Below are 18,455 nucleotides of genomic sequence, written 5' to 3' on the forward strand. Positions count from 1 at the left end.
ACATAGTTAGGCACACCATGATCATATTTAACGAGCCACAGGTGTTAACCCACACCACACACTCGACCAGTCACACCCCAACACCACCAGTCATACGAACCAGTACGTGTCAGGCGCAATGTAACCAGTAACAAAAATAATAAAAGTACATTGGCACACTATTGAGTTCTCACACAACCACAACACACACCACCAACACTCACAAGTTTTACGAGTGCCAATCAGTGCGATTGCAATGTCCCAGGAGCCTACCACACACGATTACAAACAAGCAAACGTGAAGTAAACCCCCAGCATGTTCACCAACCATCACCCACACACACTGTGTTGTGGTGACCTCGTCGGCAACGAGACATAAACTTACACACACCCCGGAAACAACACAAACCCGCAGGTAAACCCACGGGTTTGAACGTCGTTAGTGATAACAAGCAAGCAATCCATCCGGCCCATCGATCACTTTGATGGTTGTGCCGAAGATTTCGGTGAGCTTTTCAGACGTCATCACGGACTCTGTTTTTCCGAACTCCAGAATCTGGCCATCTTTTACTGCACAAATGTAGTCGGCGTACCTGGCTGCAAAGTTGATGTCGTGGAGCACGATGATGAACGTCCGCCCGAGTTCCTGTGCCGCATTCTTCAAATGCTGCATCATCTGCACAGAGTGCGCGATGTCCAGGTTGTTTAGGGGCTCGTCCAGAAGCACGTACTCCGTCTCCTGAGTAAGCACCATGGCCACGTACGCACGCTGACGTTGTCCACCTGAAAGCTGGTCAAGGTAACGATTCTCCAGTTCGCCCAAGTTGAGGAAGTCGATGTAGCGGGACACGATTTCCTCATCTTCTGCGGTGAGCCGACCTTGGGAGTACGGAAAACGGCCGAAAGCAACGAGCTGGCGTACGGTCAGCTTCGTCACGAAGTGGTTTTCTTGGCGCAAAACCGAGACAATCTTGGCCAAATCTTTGGAGTTAGTGGTGGCGACGTCGTAATTTGCGACGGTGATTTCGCCTTCATCCATGTTCAACAGGCGGCCGACCATCGTCAGCAATGTGGATTTGCCCGCACCGTTAGGTCCGACGAGCGCGGTGATACCGCCATGTGGGATAGATAGATTGACCGGACCGATGTTGACTTTGTCGTTATAGGCCTTCTTTACGTGCTTTAACTCAATCACAGGCGTCCCTTTCGGAGAATGACGAACAAGAACATGGAACCACCGACCAGCTCGATAACAATGCTGACTACACCCTGGGCATAGAAAATGTGGTTCATGATGAAGTAGGCACCGGTCATGACCGCAAAGCCAATCATGATTGCCATCGGAATGATGTACCTGTGGTCATAGGTATCAGCGAATTGGTAAGCCAATGTAGCCACAAGGAATCCCAGGAATGTCATAGGCCCGACGAGGGCCGTGGAGCTAGCGATAAGAATCGAAACGAGCACTAGGGTATAAATTGTGTGCCTTCGGTACTTCACACCCAGGTTTGTTGCAGACGCTTTGCCCAGTGCCAACACGTTGAGTCGCTTGGAGTTGGCCAGCACCAGGATCGAAGCTACTACGACTAACGGGATCGCTACTGGATAGTAAGAAGGGTCTGCGTTGTTGACCGAACCGAAAAGTCGGGCGGTGAGGACGTCGAAGTCTTGCGGGGTCAGCAAGCGTTGCATGAACGTCGATAGTGAACCCAGTCCCCCGCCAATCACGATGCCCACCAAGAGCATGACGTGCATATTGGCTTTGTTGCCGGTGAGCAGCCACCCGTAAAGGATCAGCGACAATCCCACCATCAAAATAATTTGGACAATGAACATCGGGACAGTCGCTGCGTTGATAAGGCCAACTGCGCCGAAGAAGAAAATCGTCGAGGTGTGGATCAGCCGATACAGGGACTCAAAGCCCATGATCGACGGCGTAATAATGCGGTTGTTGGTGACGGTCTGAAACGCGACCGTCGCAACAGCTTGACTGACGGCGACGACTGCCATCGCGACAAGGGCGATGGCGCGGCGCTTCGCGACAGTCCAGAAGCGCGGATCCCCGAGCGGAATCGGGTTCTTATACATGAGCAGTCCTGCGGAGAACAGGATGCACAAGACGATGACAATGGCAAGAATGATCCAGTACTTGCGCTTCGCTTTAGCCGTCGGGAAGGCTGCCGCTGAACGACGCATACGCTGGACAGTAATGCAGGCCTCTTGGTCCGCTGGGGTGGTGATTGCTGGGTTGACCGGCGAGCTGGATTTAAACATTGTTCTTCCGCCCCCTCAGGATCAGGTACACAAAAACAATTGCGCCAAGAATGCCCAAAATGACCGAGACCGGAACCTCAAACGGCATGATCACGATGCGGGCGACAAGGTCGCAAATTGTAACCGTCCCAATACCGACGAGCACCACCCACGGGAGGTTACTGCGCAGGTCATCGCCCCGGAAGATGGAGACAATGTTGGGCACAATTAGTCCCAGGAATGGCAGGTTTCCAACCACTACCGTCACGACACCCGTTGCGACAGCGATCAGACTGGTGCCAATGAGCACGATGCGGTTGTAATTCAGCCCCACGTTCGTCGCGATGTCTTCGCCTAGACCCGCCACAGTGAGACGGTCAGCATAAAACCAGACGGCGATGAGAACGAGGATAACAATGAGCAAGATTTCCCACTGCCCCTTAAACACCGAGGTGAAGGAGCCAGCAAACCACACTGTCAAGCTCTGCAGCATATCAAGCTGCAAGGCGAAGAAGGTGGAAATCGAACTCACCACAGCACCCAACATGATGCCGATAATGGGCACCACTAACGACGACCTCAGGGACACTTTTCGTAGGAAAAGGAAGAACACCATGGTCCCGACGAACGCGAAGACCACCGCTCCCACCATACGGATTCCGATAGATGCTGTCGGAATAAAGGCCATGACAAAAAGTAAGCCCAATCCAGCCCACTCGGTGGTGCCCGTGGTAGTGGGTTCCACGAACTTGTTTTGCGTGATCAGCTGCATGACCAGACCCGACATCGCCATCGCTGCGCCAGCGAGAACGAGTGCAAGAGTGCGTGGGACTCGGGTTTGGAAGAACATTTGGCGCCCGTCTTCCTGCCCGGCAATGTCGTAGACACCGGTAAACAGTGAAGCTACAAGCAAAGCTCCGACTACGATGAGCCCGATAATAAAAGGCAGAATCGAGCGGGCTGACTTTCCAAACGCTTTGGCACTAGACGCTTTATTACGTGTCTTTCCCCGCGGCTGATTCACCGGTTCGGGAGCGTCCTGGGTCACGGAGGCCTGAGTGCTCACTGGCCCGCCTCCTTACATATTTCGTTCATGAGCAATATTCCTGTGGTACGCCACAGGGTATTAAATTCTTACTTCTGAGTATCGACACTACAGATAGCAGTTTTTATCGGCAAGGCTTCACTTAGTATGGGCGCCCTAATTTTCGAGGGTGCCGTGAAGAACAAAAGGAAGGGCAACGCGCCAGCTGGCACGTCGCCCTTCACAGCAGATTTATCGAGGGAGGCGACTTACTTCTGTGCTGCCTCGAAGGTGTCTGCGATACCGTTCAAGATCTCGGTGTAGGTCTGGATCGACTCGTTGACGTAGGTGTCCTTAGGCGCGATGTACACGTGACCGGACTTGATTGCAGTGACGTTCTGCAGCGGAGCAGCATCTGCAAGGATCTTGTCTGCAGAAACGTATGCTGGATCATCCGGGTTTGCGCCACCGTCGCGGTCGAGTGCGAAGAGGAAGTCTGGGTTGGACTGCGCGATTGCCTCGACGGAGATGTCGTCACCCTTGTGGTCGGAGGATTCGCCTTCAACGTGCTCCAGTGCTGGCTTCAGGCCGAGCAGCTCGAAGAGCGCGCCGTAGGTACGGCCCTTACCTGGGGCAATGTAGTTGATGTTGCCGCCGGAAACATTCACAGCCATGACGGTGGAGGTGCCGTCGTAGGCCTTCTTGGCTCGCTCGAGTGCCTTGTTGAAGTCATCGACAAGCTTCTTAGCTTCTGCTTCCTTGCCGAAGATCTGGCCCAGAGCTTCGGTCTGGCGAATCAGTTCCTGATCCAGTGGCTCACCCTTGCGGACTTCAAATTCGACGAGGGTTGCGTTCGGGTTGTCCTTCTCAATCTGTTCGTCGTACTTGGTGAAGCGCTGGCCGGAGATAATCAGCTGTGGGTCAGCCGCGATGATTGCCTCGAGGTTTGGCTCCTTGTGGTTACCAATGTTGGCAATGCTGCTGTCCTTGGCGTAGGAGATGGTGTCCGGAATCAGGTCAACCGGCGCGGCCTCAAGCTTGACCCCCCAGTCAGCGAGGGTCTCGAAGGTGCGGTTATCCAGCGCAACAACGCGCTCAACTGGAACGTCGATGGTCTTTTCACCGTAGTTGTCGGTGACGGTCACCGTGGTTGCAGCAGGCGCAGCCGAAGAGGTTGCAGCCGAGCTCTCGGAGCTGGAGGAAGCGGAGGTTCCCTCGTCAGAGGAGCAGCCTGCCAGAATCAGGGCAGCAGTGGTTACAAGACCTGCGAGTGCGTAACGGGTTTTCGCCATCGTTATTCCTTACGTTGTTCTTCACTATCACACGGGACCGCGCGATAGCTTCGGTAATGAAGTTGGGCGCAACGCCAACATGGTTATTTTCCGCCGGTGGGACAGGGAGGTTCCACAATATTGACAGAAGCCTAAGCTTAGTTATGTAAGCGTTGCCTAAAGCCAGAGTGTAGTAAGAAAAAATCTAAATGTGAAGACCCTGTCAAACATTTTTACCCCCAATTATGGCCAACTAAAGTTTGAAACCGTGGTTAGCCTGGACATTTAACACACGCTAGTGTCATATAAATTCCCCCTTATTTACCCCCGAAACGATCACATTCACAGGAAAAACCGAAACTTTCACGGCTAGCAGGTTTAATATTTCCCATGGCTCCCGTTATCCGCAGACTCACTGTTTCCGACGCGTCAGTCGTGGCCAAGCTCGGCCGCGAAACCTTCCTAGCGACATTCGGGCACACCGACACGGCAGAGAACATGCAGGCTTACGTCGACGAAGCGTTCGCCCTCCCCCGCATCTCCGCTGAGCTCGCAAACCCAGAATCCGAGTTTTATTGTGTGCTTATCGACGACCTCCCGGCCGGCTACCTCAAAATCAACACAGGCAGCGCACAAACTGAACCTTACGGCGAGGAGGCCCTAGAAATACAGCGCCTGTACCTACACCACGCGTTCCATGGGCGAGGTTTAGGTTCCGCGTTTATGACAAAAGCCTTAGAACGCGGGCGCGCCTTAGGTAAGAAGAAGGTGTGGTTGGGAGTCGCCGACTTTAACGAACCGGCGCTACGCCTCTACACGAAGTTTGGTTTTACACATATCGGCGAGCACTACTTCACCATCGGTACTTCGACCGACGTGGACCTCATCTACGGGCGTGCGCTCTAGGGTTGCGGCCCGGGTGGGTCCGGTGGACGTCGATAAGCAAGAAACAAGAGCAGCTAAATTTTTGGACACATATACTTAGGGGTACCGATCTAACATCTCACAGCCATGCTGAACTCAAGGATGGAGTATCAATGAGTACGCAACAACCCGCAGTAGAAACCCGTGGTAAAAACATCATCGAAGTCGACGGCCTGAAGTTCCGCGACCTCGATGGCGACGGACAGCTCAGCCCCTACGAGGATTGGCGCCTTCCCGTAGCAGAACGCATTGCTGATCTGTTGTCGAAAATGACCGACCAGGAAAAGGCCGGCATGATGGTCATCGGTTCCCACTATCCGGGTTACTCCGAGTTCTTGCCAGAACCCACCGACGACATTCTGAACCAGAACGATGTGTGGCGCGATGCCAACCCGATCACTTCGCAGGCTTACCCTGAGCCGATTCTGGTGACCTCGGCAACTGACAAGGCCCTCAACGAGCGCTTCCAGCACTACTTCATTGCGCGCGACAACCTCAAACCACGCCAGCTTGCCGAATGGACCAACGCAGTACAGGCTGCCGCAGAAAACACCCGCCTGGGCATCCCCGTGGTCTTTGCCTCTAACCCACGTAACCACGTGGCCCTGGTTGCCCAATTCGGGGTTAGCGAATCCGCCGGCGTGTTTTCCGAATGGCCAAGTGAGCTGGGCCTCGCTGCGCTGCAGGACCCCGAGCTCATTGAATTCTTTGGCACCGAAATAGCTAAAGAATGGCGCGCCGGCGGTATCCACAAAATGTACGGGTACATGGCCGATGTAGCCTCCGAACCGCGCTGGTCGCGTTTCAACGGTACCTTCGGCGAAGACACCGAACTGGTTCGCGACTACATCGAGGCCACAGTCCGCGGCATGCAGGGCGACAAACTCAGCAACACGTCCGTTGCCTGCACCGTCAAGCACTTCCCCGGCGGCGGCGTGCGTCTCGACGGCCACGACCCCCACTTCGAATGGGGACAAACCAACGAGTACCCCACCCCCGAGGCGCTCTACAAGTACCACATGCCGCCATTCCAAGCGGCAGTAGACGCCGGAGTGGCCTCAATCATGCCGTACTACGCCAAGCCCGTGAACGCATCTGCGCCACAATTGCCTGAACAGTACTGGCAGGGCCCCACCACCCAGTTCGAGGAAGTCGCGTTTGCCTACAACTCCACTTTCATCGACACGATCCTCCGCAAGGACATGGGGCTGAAAGGATACGTGAACTCCGACTCCGGCATTATCGACGCCATGATGTGGGGCGCGGAGAACCTCACCAAGCCTGAACGTTTTGCCGCCGCCATCAAAGCCGGCACGAACATCGTTTCCGACATGGCCGACCCCACCGAATTACTCAAAGCCGTTGACCAAGGCCTGGTCACAACCGCGGATCTGGACAAAGCTGTGGGCCCCCTGCTGGAAGAAATGTTCCTGCTTGGGCTGTTTGAAAACCCCTACGTGGACGAAGACAAGGCTGAAGACATCATTGGCAACGCTCCGCTATGGAAGCGCGGCGAAAAGGCTCAGCGCCAGTCCGTCACCCTCCTACGCAACAACGAGGACATCTTCCCGCTTGACCTCCAGGCCGAACGCAAGGTCTACGTCTGGGCCACCGGGCGTACCAAGATCGACGAAGTCCAAACCAAACTGGAAGCAGCGGTGACTACGATATGGCCGGGCGCTACCTTAGTTGATTCGCCGGAGGACGCAGACCTAGCGTTGGTCTGGGCCCGCCCAGAAATCGCGCTCTTTGAGGACGATAAGGAAGGCCACCCGCTCTCCGTAGATCCTCGCGCAAATGGCGTAGACGTGGATAAGGTCGTTGAGATTGAAAAGACAGTCCCGACGATCCTTGCGGTCAACATCACCAACCCATGGATCCTCAGCGAGATCGAACCTGACGCCGCCGCAGTGGTAGCGACTTTTGAGATTCAGCCACACAACCTTCTGAAGTCGCTCGCCGGCGAAGACGGTGGACCTCAGGGCAAATTACCACTCACGTTCCCTGCGTCTGAGCAGGCTGTCGCCGATTCCCCGCGCGATGTGCCGGGCAAGTACCTCGACGAGTCTTACGCTTACCAGGACCGCGACGGTGTCCGCTACACCTACGGCCATGGACTGCGGTTTTAAACCGTAATCGTGCTGACCGCACCGGGTGGAATACCCGGTGCGGTCTTTTTCTGCCCCAATAAGCTGCGCCCCAGTACCCGAAGAATCCGGAAACTGGGGCGCAGCGGTTTTAGCGCCGGGCGGCGCTGCTAGAACTTGATGTCGTCTTCGCTGCCCTCACCTTTGGCATCTTCCCAAAGCTTTTTCAGGTCGATGATTTCGTCCACAGCATCGGGATCCGGTTTATTCTCCGGATACTTGGTTTGGTAGAGCTCGATGATGGTGTCCACGATCTGCTCGTAGGTCACAGAGCCCGTATTGATAATGAGGTCGTAGTAGTGCTCATTGTTTGGCTCCCACTGGTAAAGGTGGATAGCCATCTCTGAACGCATACGGTCTTCGCCTTCAAGTTGCGTTTGGGCTTGAGCGGCATTGAGACCTGTGCGCTGCATGACGCGTTCGATACGCTTTCTCTTCGGCGCCATCAGGCGAACGTGGAGAGCACCCACTACGTGGTGCAGGACGAATGCGCCGTTGCGGCCCAAGATGACGCCACCATTGGCGACCTTCTCCAAGACCTCCTTGGTGTTGTTCTCCGCGATCATGTTGTTTTGCGCGGTACCAGAGGCAGCAGCCATGGTGGCGTCCTGCGTACCCGTGTATGCCACCTTGCGCATCCAGCGGTCAAAGGCAGAGTCTGTCGCTAGGGCTTTATGGTCAACAAGCGCTAGTTCTTCCGCGCTGAACCGCTGCCCGATATACGGCACGCCAAGCTTCGCTGCCAGCATCGGACCAATGATGGAAGCACCCGAACCGGAAGTGCCGAAAAGGGTGATAATTGGTGGCGCCGATTCTCCTTTTTCCCGCAGCAGAGTGGTCCGCCCGTCGCCAGTGCCTGGTGTAGAAACATCCGACCGGCCAGTAGAGGAAGCCACGGCCTTATTGGTGCGACGCTGGTTCAGTTCGCGCACAATCGTGGTGTGAGTATCCAGGTCCAATGGGTAGCGCAGCATGATAAGCAAAGCAACTACCGCTAGTACTGCGGGAACAGCTCCCGTAGCGATGCGGATACCTTCAATTGATTCCGCACTTTGGACCGCTGCGCCAGCTTCGTAGACATAGATTCCGATAACTACGCCTGCAACCCAACCGCCAACGCCTTGTCCAACTTTGCGGATGAACGACAGCATGGAATAGGAGCCGCCTTCAGAGCGCACACCGGTTTTCCATTCGCCATAGTCAACGGTGTCGGCCTGCATCGAGAACATCAGCGCATTCGTGCCACCGATGCCTACACCATAGATAAACCATCCGACAAGACCGACGATAAGAGAACCTGCCGGCGCTAGGAAAATGATGACGAAAGAAACAATCACAGCTGCAGCCGAAAACGCATACCCTAAGCGCTTACCAAACTTCGTCGTGATTGCAGGTACGAAGGAAGCAATCAGAATAGAACCAAGCGTCTGCGCCACCATGAGATACGCATACCAACCAGCATTCCCGAGCACATCGCGGGCGTAGTACAGGCCCACTGCGTTCATCGTGAACATGGAAGCCAAGAGGAAAAGGGCACCGAAGCACAAAATGAGCAGGGGTTTGTTGCTGCGGACAGTCTTAAACGTGGATTTCAGGGTGATTTTCGACGATGGCCTTTCCACCGTTTCACGCGTGTTCTTGAAACAAATCAGGTAAAGGCATAGGGCCACCACACCAAGACCAGCGGTAATGAGGGTGAACTTCAGCCGAATATTGTCAGCAGCGGTGTCCTGGAACTGCGGAGCAATAACAAAGGCCAAAACTACCGACGCAAGCGAAGACGTAATAGACCGCGCGCCTGACAACCGAGAACGATCGACGGGATCTTGCGTCATCGCCGCAGAGAGTGACCCATACGGAATGTTGATGAAGGAATATGCCAGCTGGTAGAGGGCATCAAAGAGAAGAATCCACGCAATGGTAATCGCTGGCGAAAGACCCGCCGGAATGGAAAACAGCAGGACGAAGACAATAACTAACGGGGCGGACACATACAAAATCCACGGGCGCAAACGCCCCCACCGGGTATTAATCCGGTCGACTGTCTGCCCCGCGATGAGATCTGAAACACCAGCCCACACCTTGGTCACACCGTAGATGGTGCCGGCAATACCAGCACCGACACCTGCGATGTCCGTCATGAAAACCATGAGGAACATCGAGGTCATCATGAAAGTCAGGTTGTTTGCTACGTCTCCTAGCGCATAGGAGATAACTGTGCCGTTTGAAAGGCGTTTAGATTCGGCAGGCGCCTGGGTTGTAGATACAGACATAGTTCGTTCCGTTTCACAGGGCTCGAAACCGCAACTGCGCGGTTAGTGATACGAACCATTATATGCCCAAAACTACCCTGATGACCATAACAAACTTCATCGTGAACTGGACCATAATTCCTGCGAATCTGTCCCACCTTCGCGCACAATAAAACCCCTGACCACATGGTCAGGGGCTTTACCTTAAGTGGACCCGCCGGGAATTGAACCCGGGTCCTCCGTGATCTTGCCAGGGCTTCTCCGTGCGCAGTTCGCACAGTACCTCTACTTGACCCTCCAGGTCAGGCGAACATGCCTGGATGGTGGGCCCAGCCAACACTAGAAGTCCCACCTAGCCGTGTTGGCGGAGCCAGGTGGCAAGTCCCTATAAGTCGATGCCAAGAACCGGGTCTGGGACTAACCCGGACTGACAGACACGCAGCTCGCTAATTAGGCAGCGAGGGCGTAGTCACGCTGAGAGTTCTTCTCTGCGTTTATTGATTGCTGCGACGCTCACGGTGGTCTCCAGCCTGCACCGGCACGCTTCCCCTGGGTTGATGCACAGAGTCGAAACCAAGTCGAGCCCTCGTACACCTAAAGAAACCGGGATTGTGCTCAAGGTTTCTTCAAGAAGCTCGAATATAACACAGAAAAATGCTCCGGGCAAGGATTTATGCAGGCGGTGAGGGTTGCGGGGTCGTCGATAAGCGAAAGTTTCCTGACGCTGCGCTGCAACTTCCCGTAGAATTCGAATTTCACTTTGCTGTCTACGATAAGGGCCAGACTATGACCTCGCAGACCTCTCCTCCCGCAGAGAATACGCAGGAGAAAACCCGCAAGGGACCGTTGTATTGGGTGGAGCGCATCGGTAATGCGCTTCCGGATCCGTATTGGCTGTTCGTCATTCTTGCGGGCGTGACTGTGCTCGCAAGTTGGTTGGGCAGCCGCGCCGACTTAAAGGTTGAAGACCCGAATAGTGGCGAGATTGTGGGGGTCGAAAACCTCCTGACCGCCGACGGCGTCCAGACGATGATCAAAGAAGCAGTCAATAACTTTGTCAGCTTCCCGCCACTGGGCGTGATTCTCATCGTGATGCTGGGTGTGGCGGTCGCAGAGAACTCCGGGCTCATTGGTGCTGCGATGCGCTGGGCTGTGCGCGGAGTAAGCCCGAAGTGGATTACGTTTGCCGTCGCAATGACTGCTGTGACCGGTTCCATCGCATCAGACGCCGTGTTCATCATCATGATTCCGCTTGGCGCTGCCGCGTTTCGCGAAGTGGGCCGCTCCCCCATCACTGGCGTAATCGTGGCTTTCGCCGCCAGCGCTGGAGGCTTCAACGCCTCACTTCTTTTGAACATTACCGACGTCCTCTTGGGCGGAATCACGACTTCCGCTGCACAGTTCGTGGATCCTGATTACGAGGTCTCCCCGCTCGCAAACTACTTCTTCGTGATGCCTTCGTCGATTGTGCTCGCGCTCCTCATTACCGTGGTCACCGAACTGGTCACGAAGAAGCGCGTGAACTCCATCGTCGACCCAGACGCCGTGGACTACGAGGAAGCTGCCTTCGACAGCCCCGACGAGCAGCTCCAGGGCAACAAGCAGTACGACGCCCACAAGGCTGCCAGCGAAACCAGCTTCGGAGTGACTAACCCCCGCAAGGAACAAGAAAAACAGTGGATCCAAGACCGGGAAAATAAGGCGCTGCGCGTTACCGCCATCGTTTTCGTGCTCATGCTCGCCGCTTACTTCGCGCTGCTGTTTGTTTCCGGGTCGCCCTTGCAGGGCCCCGGCGGGGCGGTCATGGAATCCGTGCTCATCCGCAACATTGCTGTGGTTATCGCGGTGATGTTCTTTGTTCTTGGCGTGACCTACGGGCTGGTCTTCGGTTCCATCAATAGCTCCGCAGACATCCCTTCCTACATGGGCAAGGGCATAAAATCTATGGTCGGCGTGCTGGTGCTCTTCTTCGCTGCTTCCCAGTTCCTGGCGTACTTCGAATGGTCCAACCTGGGCATCTGGATCGCGGTTAAGGGCGCAGAATTCCTCGAGGCCGTCAGCTTGCCCGAGCCTCTATTGTTTGCGCTCTTCGTTCTGATTGTGGTGGCGATCAACATGTTCATCACATCCGGCTCCGCGCAGTGGGCGCTCATGGCGCCGATTATCGTGCCCATGTTCATGCTGCTCGGCGTGGCACCGGAGGTCACGCAGATGCTCTACCGCATCGGCGACGCCCCTGCCTCCACGATCACACCGATGAGCCCGTACTTTGCAATCGCGCTGACTTACCTGCGCCAGTATTACAAGAAGGGCGGAGTAGGAACCCTGATTTCACTGTGCCTGCCGCATGCTGTGGTCATGCTCGTGGGTTGGTTCCTCTTCTTCCTCGCCTGGTACTACCTGGGCATCCCACTGGGGCCTGGAACCCCCACCCCGGGTGAGACATTCTAGGCCTTAGCCCTCTAAGGCGATGAGCTCCCCGCGCACCCACGCCACGAGCTCATCGCGCCACCAGGTCCAATCGTGCCCGCCGGCGGGCACGCTGAAAGTAGTGTCCCAGCCACGCGCCTTCATAATTCCGTGGAGCTGAGCCACTCGCGGGATGCTTAAATCCTCGTGGTCCCCCACCTGGAGTGTCACCCGGCACCCACCGGCAGGAATTTCTGCGTACCTGCGACTCAACCACGGCATGCCAGGTGCGGAAAGGTCTGCGGGACTTGCCTTTCCACCAGGGACCCACCACATCGACGGCGACTGTGCCAGCGCAGCTGAAACCTGTTCACCGCATTCTGCAACGGCAGTCAACGTGGACAAACCGCCCAGACTTTGGCCAGCGACCCACACTGGCGATCCTGCCGCCCGGGAGTGAACCCACTCCAGCATGGCGCTGAGAAACTCCGAATTTGCACCTAAGCTGTGTCTGCGGTCTGCCGTGTCTTTGTTAAAAACTGTAAAAATAGCCACCGGTAAGCCCAGCTGCGCGAACACTTCCGGCAGGTGGAGGCGTGGGAACCAGGTTTCGCCGTCGAAAAGCAAGAGCGCTACGCGCGCCGATTCAGGGACATAGGCTTTCACCTGGTGGTTGGCTACGGTATCCGTTTCAATAGAAACGTCCGGGAAGTCCACTACATGGTGCCAGGGCGAATCCCCGGCGAGTTGCCCGTAGAAAGTGGACAGCCCAGTACCGGACCCGCTGTCGATGAGCGGTGGCAACGCCGAATGCGGATCATAGAAACGGTGGTAAACATCATTTTTCGGGGGTCTCGGGACTGCTTCCTCGCGGGCTGCGAATTCCGCAAAACCATACGAAACTTTCAACGTCGGTGGCAGCTCGAGGGTCCGTGCCCACAACCGCGTCCCCGGAACGTGGTGCATGAAGCCATCATTGAATCTAGCTTTATCCGTCACACGGTTGATGAACACGTGCACGGCTTCCGGTGCCGTGTCCGATTCCCACAGGAATGTTGCACGCATCGTTGCCGGATCATACAGTGGCAAGCCTTTTTCGCGAGCACGGGACCACATTTCGGAAGCGCAGCCGGGGGCCGCGCATAACTGCGCATCCGTAAAAAACATGGCTAGGCTCGAATCCCTTTCACGCGGCGGCCCAATTCGCGGACGACTTCACGCTCTGCAGTTCGCCGTTTGATGGCCTCGCGCTTGTCGTGGGCTTGCTTACCTTCGGCTAACCCGAGTTCACACTTCAGCAGACCGTTCTTGAAATACAGGGTAAGTGGGATAAGTGTGCGGTTGCCGTCGCGGACCTTGCCCGTAAGCGAATCGATCTCGCGGCGGTGCAGCAAGAGCTTGCGGACGCGACGTGGCGAATGGTTCGTCCAGTGGCCTTGCGAATACTCCGGAATGTGCAGGTTACGGAGCCAGACTTCGCCGTCGTCAATAGTGCAGAACGCTTCGGCGAGGGACGCTTTGCCGTCGCGTAGTGATTTCACCTCGGTGCCCACCAGCTGGACGCCGGCTTCGTAGGTGTCCAGGATGGTGTAATCGTGACGTGCCCGACGGTTGTAGGCAACAACGTCGCCGGGGACTTTAGACTTCTTTTTCTTTGCGGCCATAATGGCTGTCAAGTGTACTGGTTAAAAAGTGCCCGGCGCTAGTTCCCTCTACGATGCTCCGGGGTGGCTAAGGAATTGATCCGTTAAGTTCCCCAATCCACGAGAAGCCCGTGTGGACGACCTGCTTGACTCCACACCGCTGGAGCGAAACGCTTATTGTGGCGCGGGAATATGCTTTGTAATCGCCGCAATTCTCCTGCTGCCAGCCCAGAACTACCTTGCGGCGGCGATGCTCATGAGTTCCGGGTTCGCTTTTAAAACATTCACAGTGCTACGCATTTATGCCTCGGCAAAAGAATAACCCTTCCTGCAACGCAGGAAGGGCCACCATAACCGCAGTTTATGTCCGCACGTAGAACCGCAGGGTAATCTGCGCAATCACACCGGCAAAAATCATGCCCACCAGCGCCACGACCGGCATAACCACCCAAATGTCCGCTGTGGTGATGGGGGCTATGAGCTGCGCGTCGTACAGGCTGCGAAGCGCACGGTCCACCACGAACTCCTTGCCCAAGAACAATCCGGCGGTGGCAAAAACACTACCAATCAGGGTGCTCAAGACGGCCTCAATAATGAACGGCCCCTGCGTGTACCAGCGGGAAGCACCCACCATGCGCATGATTGCCATCTCGTCGCGGCGGTTGTAGGCAGCGATCTGCACCATGTTCGCGATCAGGAAGATTGCAGCCAGCAACTGCACGCCAGCCAGGAGGAAGGTCGCATTGCGGATCGAATCCAGGTTGTCAGTTGCGCCGCGTAGGTCGTCGACCTGGTCCACAACATCGAGCACGTGCTCGTTGTCACGGATCGGATCCAGTGGCGTGGTGTCCAGAGGATCAGTCAGGCGGACGTGAACAGCTGCGGGCAGCGCGTCCGACGAGGTCTCTTCGACCAGGCGCGGGTCCGTGTCCTTAAACACTTCGACGAACCGTTCGTAGGACTGCTGACGGGAGCGGTAGGTTACCGACTCCACGCCTTCTGCCCCATCGAGGGTATCCATCACCTGACGGCACGCTTCGGAGGAACAGGTGTCGTCGTTTGCGGAGGTTTCCTCGTCGAACTGCACCATCACTTCGACGCGGTCCAGGTAGATATCTTTGGTGTCGGCGGTCATCTTGGTCACCAAGAAGCCGGTGGTCAGAAGTGCCAGCGAAATCGCGGTGGTGATCACCAGCGCGATGGTCATGGTGATGTTGCGGCCAAGCCCGCGCACAGCTTCTTTGAGTACGAAACCGAATTTCATCGTAGTTCTCCTTTGTACGTGCGGGCTTTACAGGACGCTGCCGTAGACACCGTGGGCGTCGTCACGCACCAGGTCGCCGAGGTGCAACTCGATGACCCGGCGACGCATGTCATTGACGGCCCGAGAGTTGTGCGTACTCATCACGACGGTCGTGCCAGTGCGGTTAATCCGGCTGAGCAAGTTCATGATGCCGTCAGCGGTATCGGGGTCAAGGTTGCCTGTGGGCTCGTCGGCAAGCAGCACGAGGGGCCGGTTAACGAAGGCCCGCGCGATAGCGACGCGTTGCTGCTCACCGCCAGAGAGCTCACCAGGCATACGCGTGGCCTTGCTGGCCAGGCCAACCAGTTCCAGGGTTTCTGGCACTAATTGCGCGATGCGCTCCTTGCGCTCACCGATAACCTGCAGCGCAAAGGCAACATTGTCATACACGTTGAGTTTGGACAGGAGGCGGAAGTCCTGGAAGACGTATCCAATGCGGCGGCGCAGCTCATTAATCTGCTTGCCTTTGAGTGTGTTGACGTGGAAATCCCCGAGGTAAATGTCGCCTTCGGTGACGTTTTGTTCCCGGATCAGCAGTTCCAGGAACGTGGATTTACCCGAGCCCGACGGCCCGATGAGGAACACGAAATCGCCTTTATCAATGGTCAGCGAAATGTTGTTCAGCGCGGGTCGGGTCGAGGTCTTGTACACCTTGGTGACATTGTCAAACGTAATCACTTAGACCACTCTAGTCACACAAACCTCAAGGGTGCACCTTTCCCAGGGTTTTCCTATGCTTATCGACGTCCTCCCGGCCTACCCCCGCGCCGATATGACCTAGCCTTTTAACTTTCTTGCTGTGCCATCCGCCAGCGGATACCTGACTCGAGGAATCCATCAATATCGCCGTCCAAAACCTTGGAGGGATCGCCTACCTCGTAGTTTGTACGCAAGTCCTTGACCATCTGGTACGGGTGAAGAACGTAGCTGCGCATCTGGTTACCCCAGGATGCGTTACCACCGGCACCCAGTGCATCGAGCTCAGCCTGCTCCTCCTGGCGCTTACGCTCCAAGAGTTTAGCCTGGAGGACGCGCATAGCCGAGGCCTTGTTTTGAATCTGCGATTTCTCATTCTGGCAGGTCACCACGATCCCCGTAGGGATGTGCGTCAGGCGCACGGCGGAATCCGTGGTGTTGACCGACTGGCCGCCAGGTCCGCTGGAGCGATACACATCCACGCGTACGTCCGCGTCGGGGATGTCGATCTTGTCCGTCTGCTCCACAACCGGTAGCACCTCAACCTCCGCGAAGGAAGTTTGGCGGCGGCCCTGGTTATCAAAAGGGCTGATCCGTACTAATCGGTGCGCACCCTGCTCTACCGAGAGTTGGCCGTACATGTAATCACCATGGACCACGAACGTCGCAGACTTAATGCCAGCTTCTTCCGCGTAGGAAATGTCGTAGACGTCTACCTTATGGCCGTGTTTTTCCGCCCAGCGGATGTACATGCGCATAAGCATTTCAGCCCAGTCGGCAGCATCGACACCCCCCGCGCCCGAGCGGATGTTAATCACGGCTTCGCGGTCGTCATAATCACCGGACAGCATGGTCGTCACTTCGAGGGCTTCAATAGCGGTGCGTAGCTCGGCGCGTTCGGCGTCGGCAAGCGCCTCACCGTCGGCTTCCTCTTCGGCGAGCTCGTACATGACCGGGAGGTCGTCGATACGCTGACGTAGTTCGGTGAGCTTGCGGACCTTCGCCTGAGTCGCAGATAGTTCACTAGTTACCTGTTGCGCATGGTCCGGATCATCCCAGAGAGTGGGGTCCCCAGCCTGGGCTTCGAGTTCGCGGATGCGGGTACGCAAAGACTCCGGATCCATCACCTTCTCGATCTCGGCGAGAGTGTGGTCGAGATCCTGCAAGTCAGAAGAAACATCAGCGCGCATGCGTTAGATAGTACAGCCCCACTGGCTCTCCAGGTGCAGGCCGGTGGAAAGACACGCTGGGACGTCGATAAGCAGCTTAAGCGTCAACCCGTCCAGCGCTACGCCTATGCACCGCGCGCGCCACAGCGACCAAGAGCAAGCACGCGGGGTGAGTGACAATCCCCATGCCGACAATCAAGAAGAACCACCCGACTCCAAACATGTTTGCAGGATCCGGGTCCAGTACCCCAGCGAAATAATAGAATGCGGCGCTAAATCCTATGGTCATCATGCTCGCAACCAACCAACCCGGACCGTAGCGCCAGCCACTCCAGTGCAACAACACAATTGTTCCGATCAGCAGCCCCACAACTAAGACTGCGACGCCCGTATGCGAAGGAATGTGCTTCCACAACTCCCACTCCCACCTGGCGTCGGTCACGGCCATCTCCACATACATCCATGCCCACGACACAAAACCTACGACGAACGCTGCGCCAGCTACCCCAAGCGGATGAGGTACGCGCGCAGGATCCTTGTAGTCGCCCGCGGCCGCTTGAGCAGGCCTACTGTCCCGCCAATCCGCTTCGGCCGAATAGACAAACCACGCGGTCCCCGCTGCAAGAGCGAAGGGGATGAGCAGTGGAAATCCCACAAAATAGAGGGCTTTCAAAAATAATTTCGCTACTGGATTGAAGTCCATTACATACCCCGGCCTTCCGGAGCAGAACCGCCTTCAGCTGAGTCCGGGCCTGGCTGCGGATACCCGCCCGGAGCGCGGCGCGCGGAACCTTTGGCCGCGACAGCGATAAGACACACGAGGTTCGCCACGACCGCCATGCCTACGATAAGGAATAGCCAGCCAACAAGATACAGTCCATCAGCATACGGCTGCAGCGCACCGAAGAGGAGAAACACCGTAGCCGCGCCAGAGGTGAGCATCCCCGCGATCATGCACGCAGGCCCGTACGTCCATTTGGTCCACCGCAACAGGTAAAAAGCCGCGACAAGCAGAACGATTACCATCAGCGCGACACCCGAGTATAAGGAAACCTCCCCGTACCACAGCGGCGGCGGGTCAGAGACCGGGATAAGCAAGGTGACCAGTCCACCGAGCAGGGCGCCGACCCACGACACGGCCCCGGCGACCCACGCCACGACTCCGACGGCTACTGCCCGTGGGCGCTGTGGCGGCTGGGGCGAGGTATAACCGTGGGCAGCGAGCAGTTCTGCTTTCGCCTCCCACGACTTACGTTCCGATCTATACGCGATCCAGCTAACGAATACCGTTACCAGGACGGGTAACAGGATGAGTACCCCGTGAAGTATAAAGAAATACAGGTTCATGGCAGACCTCTGCAGTGTTGTATCGGGTTCTGTGGCAC

The 18,455-nt window shown here is 56.4% G+C and carries 16 protein-coding genes and 1 other RNA gene; 4 read left to right on the top strand and 13 right to left on the bottom strand.

Annotation, left to right across the window (positions count from 1 at the left end; genetic code table 11):
- Positions 1 to 418: 418 nt before the first annotated feature.
- The 4 genes from ATK06_RS00385 to ATK06_RS00400 all read right to left on the bottom strand — a co-directional run bounded on the left by ATK06_RS00385 (position 419) and on the right by ATK06_RS00400 (position 4,548).
- The gene (locus ATK06_RS00385; RefSeq protein WP_048381332.1) at positions 419 to 1,174 is read right to left on the bottom strand and encodes an iron ABC transporter ATP-binding protein; all 756 of its coding nucleotides are present in this window, start codon (positions 1,172 to 1,174) and stop codon (positions 419 to 421) included.
- Positions 1,171 to 2,175, bottom strand: a complete 1,005-nt coding sequence (locus ATK06_RS00390; protein WP_048381910.1) for an iron chelate uptake ABC transporter family permease subunit — start codon at positions 2,173 to 2,175, stop codon at positions 1,171 to 1,173. The genes ATK06_RS00385 and ATK06_RS00390 overlap by 4 nt, the downstream gene beginning before the upstream one ends.
- Positions 2,176 to 2,245: 70 nt before the next feature.
- Positions 2,246 to 3,298 carry an ABC transporter permease gene (locus ATK06_RS00395; RefSeq protein WP_083986171.1) on the bottom strand — a complete coding sequence of 351 codons (1,053 nt, stop codon included), beginning with the start codon at positions 3,296 to 3,298 and terminating at the stop codon, positions 2,246 to 2,248.
- Between the two features lie 227 nt (positions 3,299 to 3,525).
- Entirely contained in the window at positions 3,526 to 4,548 is a 1,023-nt protein-coding gene (locus tag ATK06_RS00400) for a siderophore ABC transporter substrate-binding protein (protein WP_048381334.1), read from the bottom strand.
- Between the two features lie 369 nt (positions 4,549 to 4,917).
- Between ATK06_RS00400 and ATK06_RS00405 the strand changes: the two genes are divergently transcribed.
- Entirely contained in the window at positions 4,918 to 5,433 is a 516-nt protein-coding gene (locus ATK06_RS00405) for a GNAT family N-acetyltransferase (RefSeq protein WP_048381336.1), read from the top strand.
- Between the two features lie 131 nt (positions 5,434 to 5,564).
- Positions 5,565 to 7,580, top strand: a complete 2,016-nt coding sequence (locus ATK06_RS00410) for a glycoside hydrolase family 3 protein (protein ID WP_098388648.1) — start codon at positions 5,565 to 5,567, stop codon at positions 7,578 to 7,580.
- A 128-nt stretch (positions 7,581 to 7,708) separates the two neighbouring features.
- Here the strand turns inward: ATK06_RS00410 and ATK06_RS00415 are convergent, their stop codons facing one another.
- Both ATK06_RS00415 and ssrA read right to left on the bottom strand, forming a co-directional pair.
- Complete coding sequence (locus ATK06_RS00415; protein ID WP_098388649.1) at positions 7,709 to 9,871, bottom strand: cytidylate kinase family protein; 2,163 nt, start codon at positions 9,869 to 9,871, stop codon at positions 7,709 to 7,711.
- A gap of 185 nt (positions 9,872 to 10,056) precedes the next feature.
- Positions 10,057 to 10,436: a transfer-messenger RNA gene (gene ssrA, locus ATK06_RS00420) on the bottom strand.
- Positions 10,437 to 10,636: 200 nt separating this feature from the next.
- On the opposite strand from ssrA, the gene ATK06_RS00425 reads away from it, so the two are divergent.
- A complete protein-coding gene (locus ATK06_RS00425) occupies positions 10,637 to 12,301 on the top strand; it encodes an AbgT family transporter (RefSeq protein ID WP_048381913.1) in 1,665 nt (554 codons plus the stop codon).
- A gap of 3 nt (positions 12,302 to 12,304) precedes the next feature.
- On the opposite strand, the gene ATK06_RS00430 is transcribed toward ATK06_RS00425, so the two are convergent.
- Both ATK06_RS00430 and smpB read right to left on the bottom strand, forming a co-directional pair.
- A complete protein-coding gene (locus ATK06_RS00430; RefSeq protein ID WP_098388651.1) occupies positions 12,305 to 13,426 on the bottom strand; it encodes an alpha/beta hydrolase-fold protein in 1,122 nt (373 codons plus the stop codon).
- A gap of 2 nt (positions 13,427 to 13,428) precedes the next feature.
- Positions 13,429 to 13,923, bottom strand: a complete 495-nt coding sequence (gene smpB, locus ATK06_RS00435; RefSeq protein ID WP_048381342.1) for an SsrA-binding protein SmpB — start codon at positions 13,921 to 13,923, stop codon at positions 13,429 to 13,431.
- A 112-nt stretch (positions 13,924 to 14,035) separates the two neighbouring features.
- Between smpB and ATK06_RS00440 the strand changes: the two genes are divergently transcribed.
- On the top strand, positions 14,036 to 14,224 hold the full coding sequence (locus tag ATK06_RS00440; RefSeq protein ID WP_048381344.1) for a hypothetical protein: 189 nt from the start codon (positions 14,036 to 14,038) through the stop codon (positions 14,222 to 14,224).
- 39 nt (positions 14,225 to 14,263) lie between these two features.
- On the opposite strand, the gene ftsX is transcribed toward ATK06_RS00440, so the two are convergent.
- The 5 genes from ftsX to ATK06_RS00465 form a co-directional block, all read right to left on the bottom strand.
- Positions 14,264 to 15,166 (bottom strand): permease-like cell division protein FtsX, encoded by a 903-nt coding sequence (gene ftsX, locus ATK06_RS00445; protein WP_048381346.1) that lies wholly within the window; start codon positions 15,164 to 15,166, stop codon positions 14,264 to 14,266.
- A 27-nt stretch (positions 15,167 to 15,193) separates the two neighbouring features.
- Positions 15,194 to 15,883, bottom strand: coding sequence for a cell division ATP-binding protein FtsE (gene ftsE, locus ATK06_RS00450; RefSeq protein WP_048381347.1), 690 nt, complete (start codon positions 15,881 to 15,883; stop codon positions 15,194 to 15,196).
- A 107-nt stretch (positions 15,884 to 15,990) separates the two neighbouring features.
- On the bottom strand, positions 15,991 to 17,091 hold the full coding sequence (gene prfB / locus ATK06_RS00455; protein WP_048381349.1) for a peptide chain release factor 2: 1,101 nt from the start codon (positions 17,089 to 17,091) through the stop codon (positions 15,991 to 15,993).
- A gap of 76 nt (positions 17,092 to 17,167) precedes the next feature.
- The gene (locus tag ATK06_RS00460; protein ID WP_143341365.1) at positions 17,168 to 17,725 is read right to left on the bottom strand and encodes a hypothetical protein; all 558 of its coding nucleotides are present in this window, start codon (positions 17,723 to 17,725) and stop codon (positions 17,168 to 17,170) included.
- Between the two features lie 47 nt (positions 17,726 to 17,772).
- Positions 17,773 to 18,417, bottom strand: coding sequence for a hypothetical protein (locus tag ATK06_RS00465; protein ID WP_048381355.1), 645 nt, complete (start codon positions 18,415 to 18,417; stop codon positions 17,773 to 17,775).
- Between the last annotated feature and the right edge of the window lie 38 nt (positions 18,418 to 18,455).

It is taken from the genome of Corynebacterium renale, from assembly GCF_002563965.1.
GTDB lineage: Bacteria > Actinomycetota > Actinomycetes > Mycobacteriales > Mycobacteriaceae > Corynebacterium > Corynebacterium renale.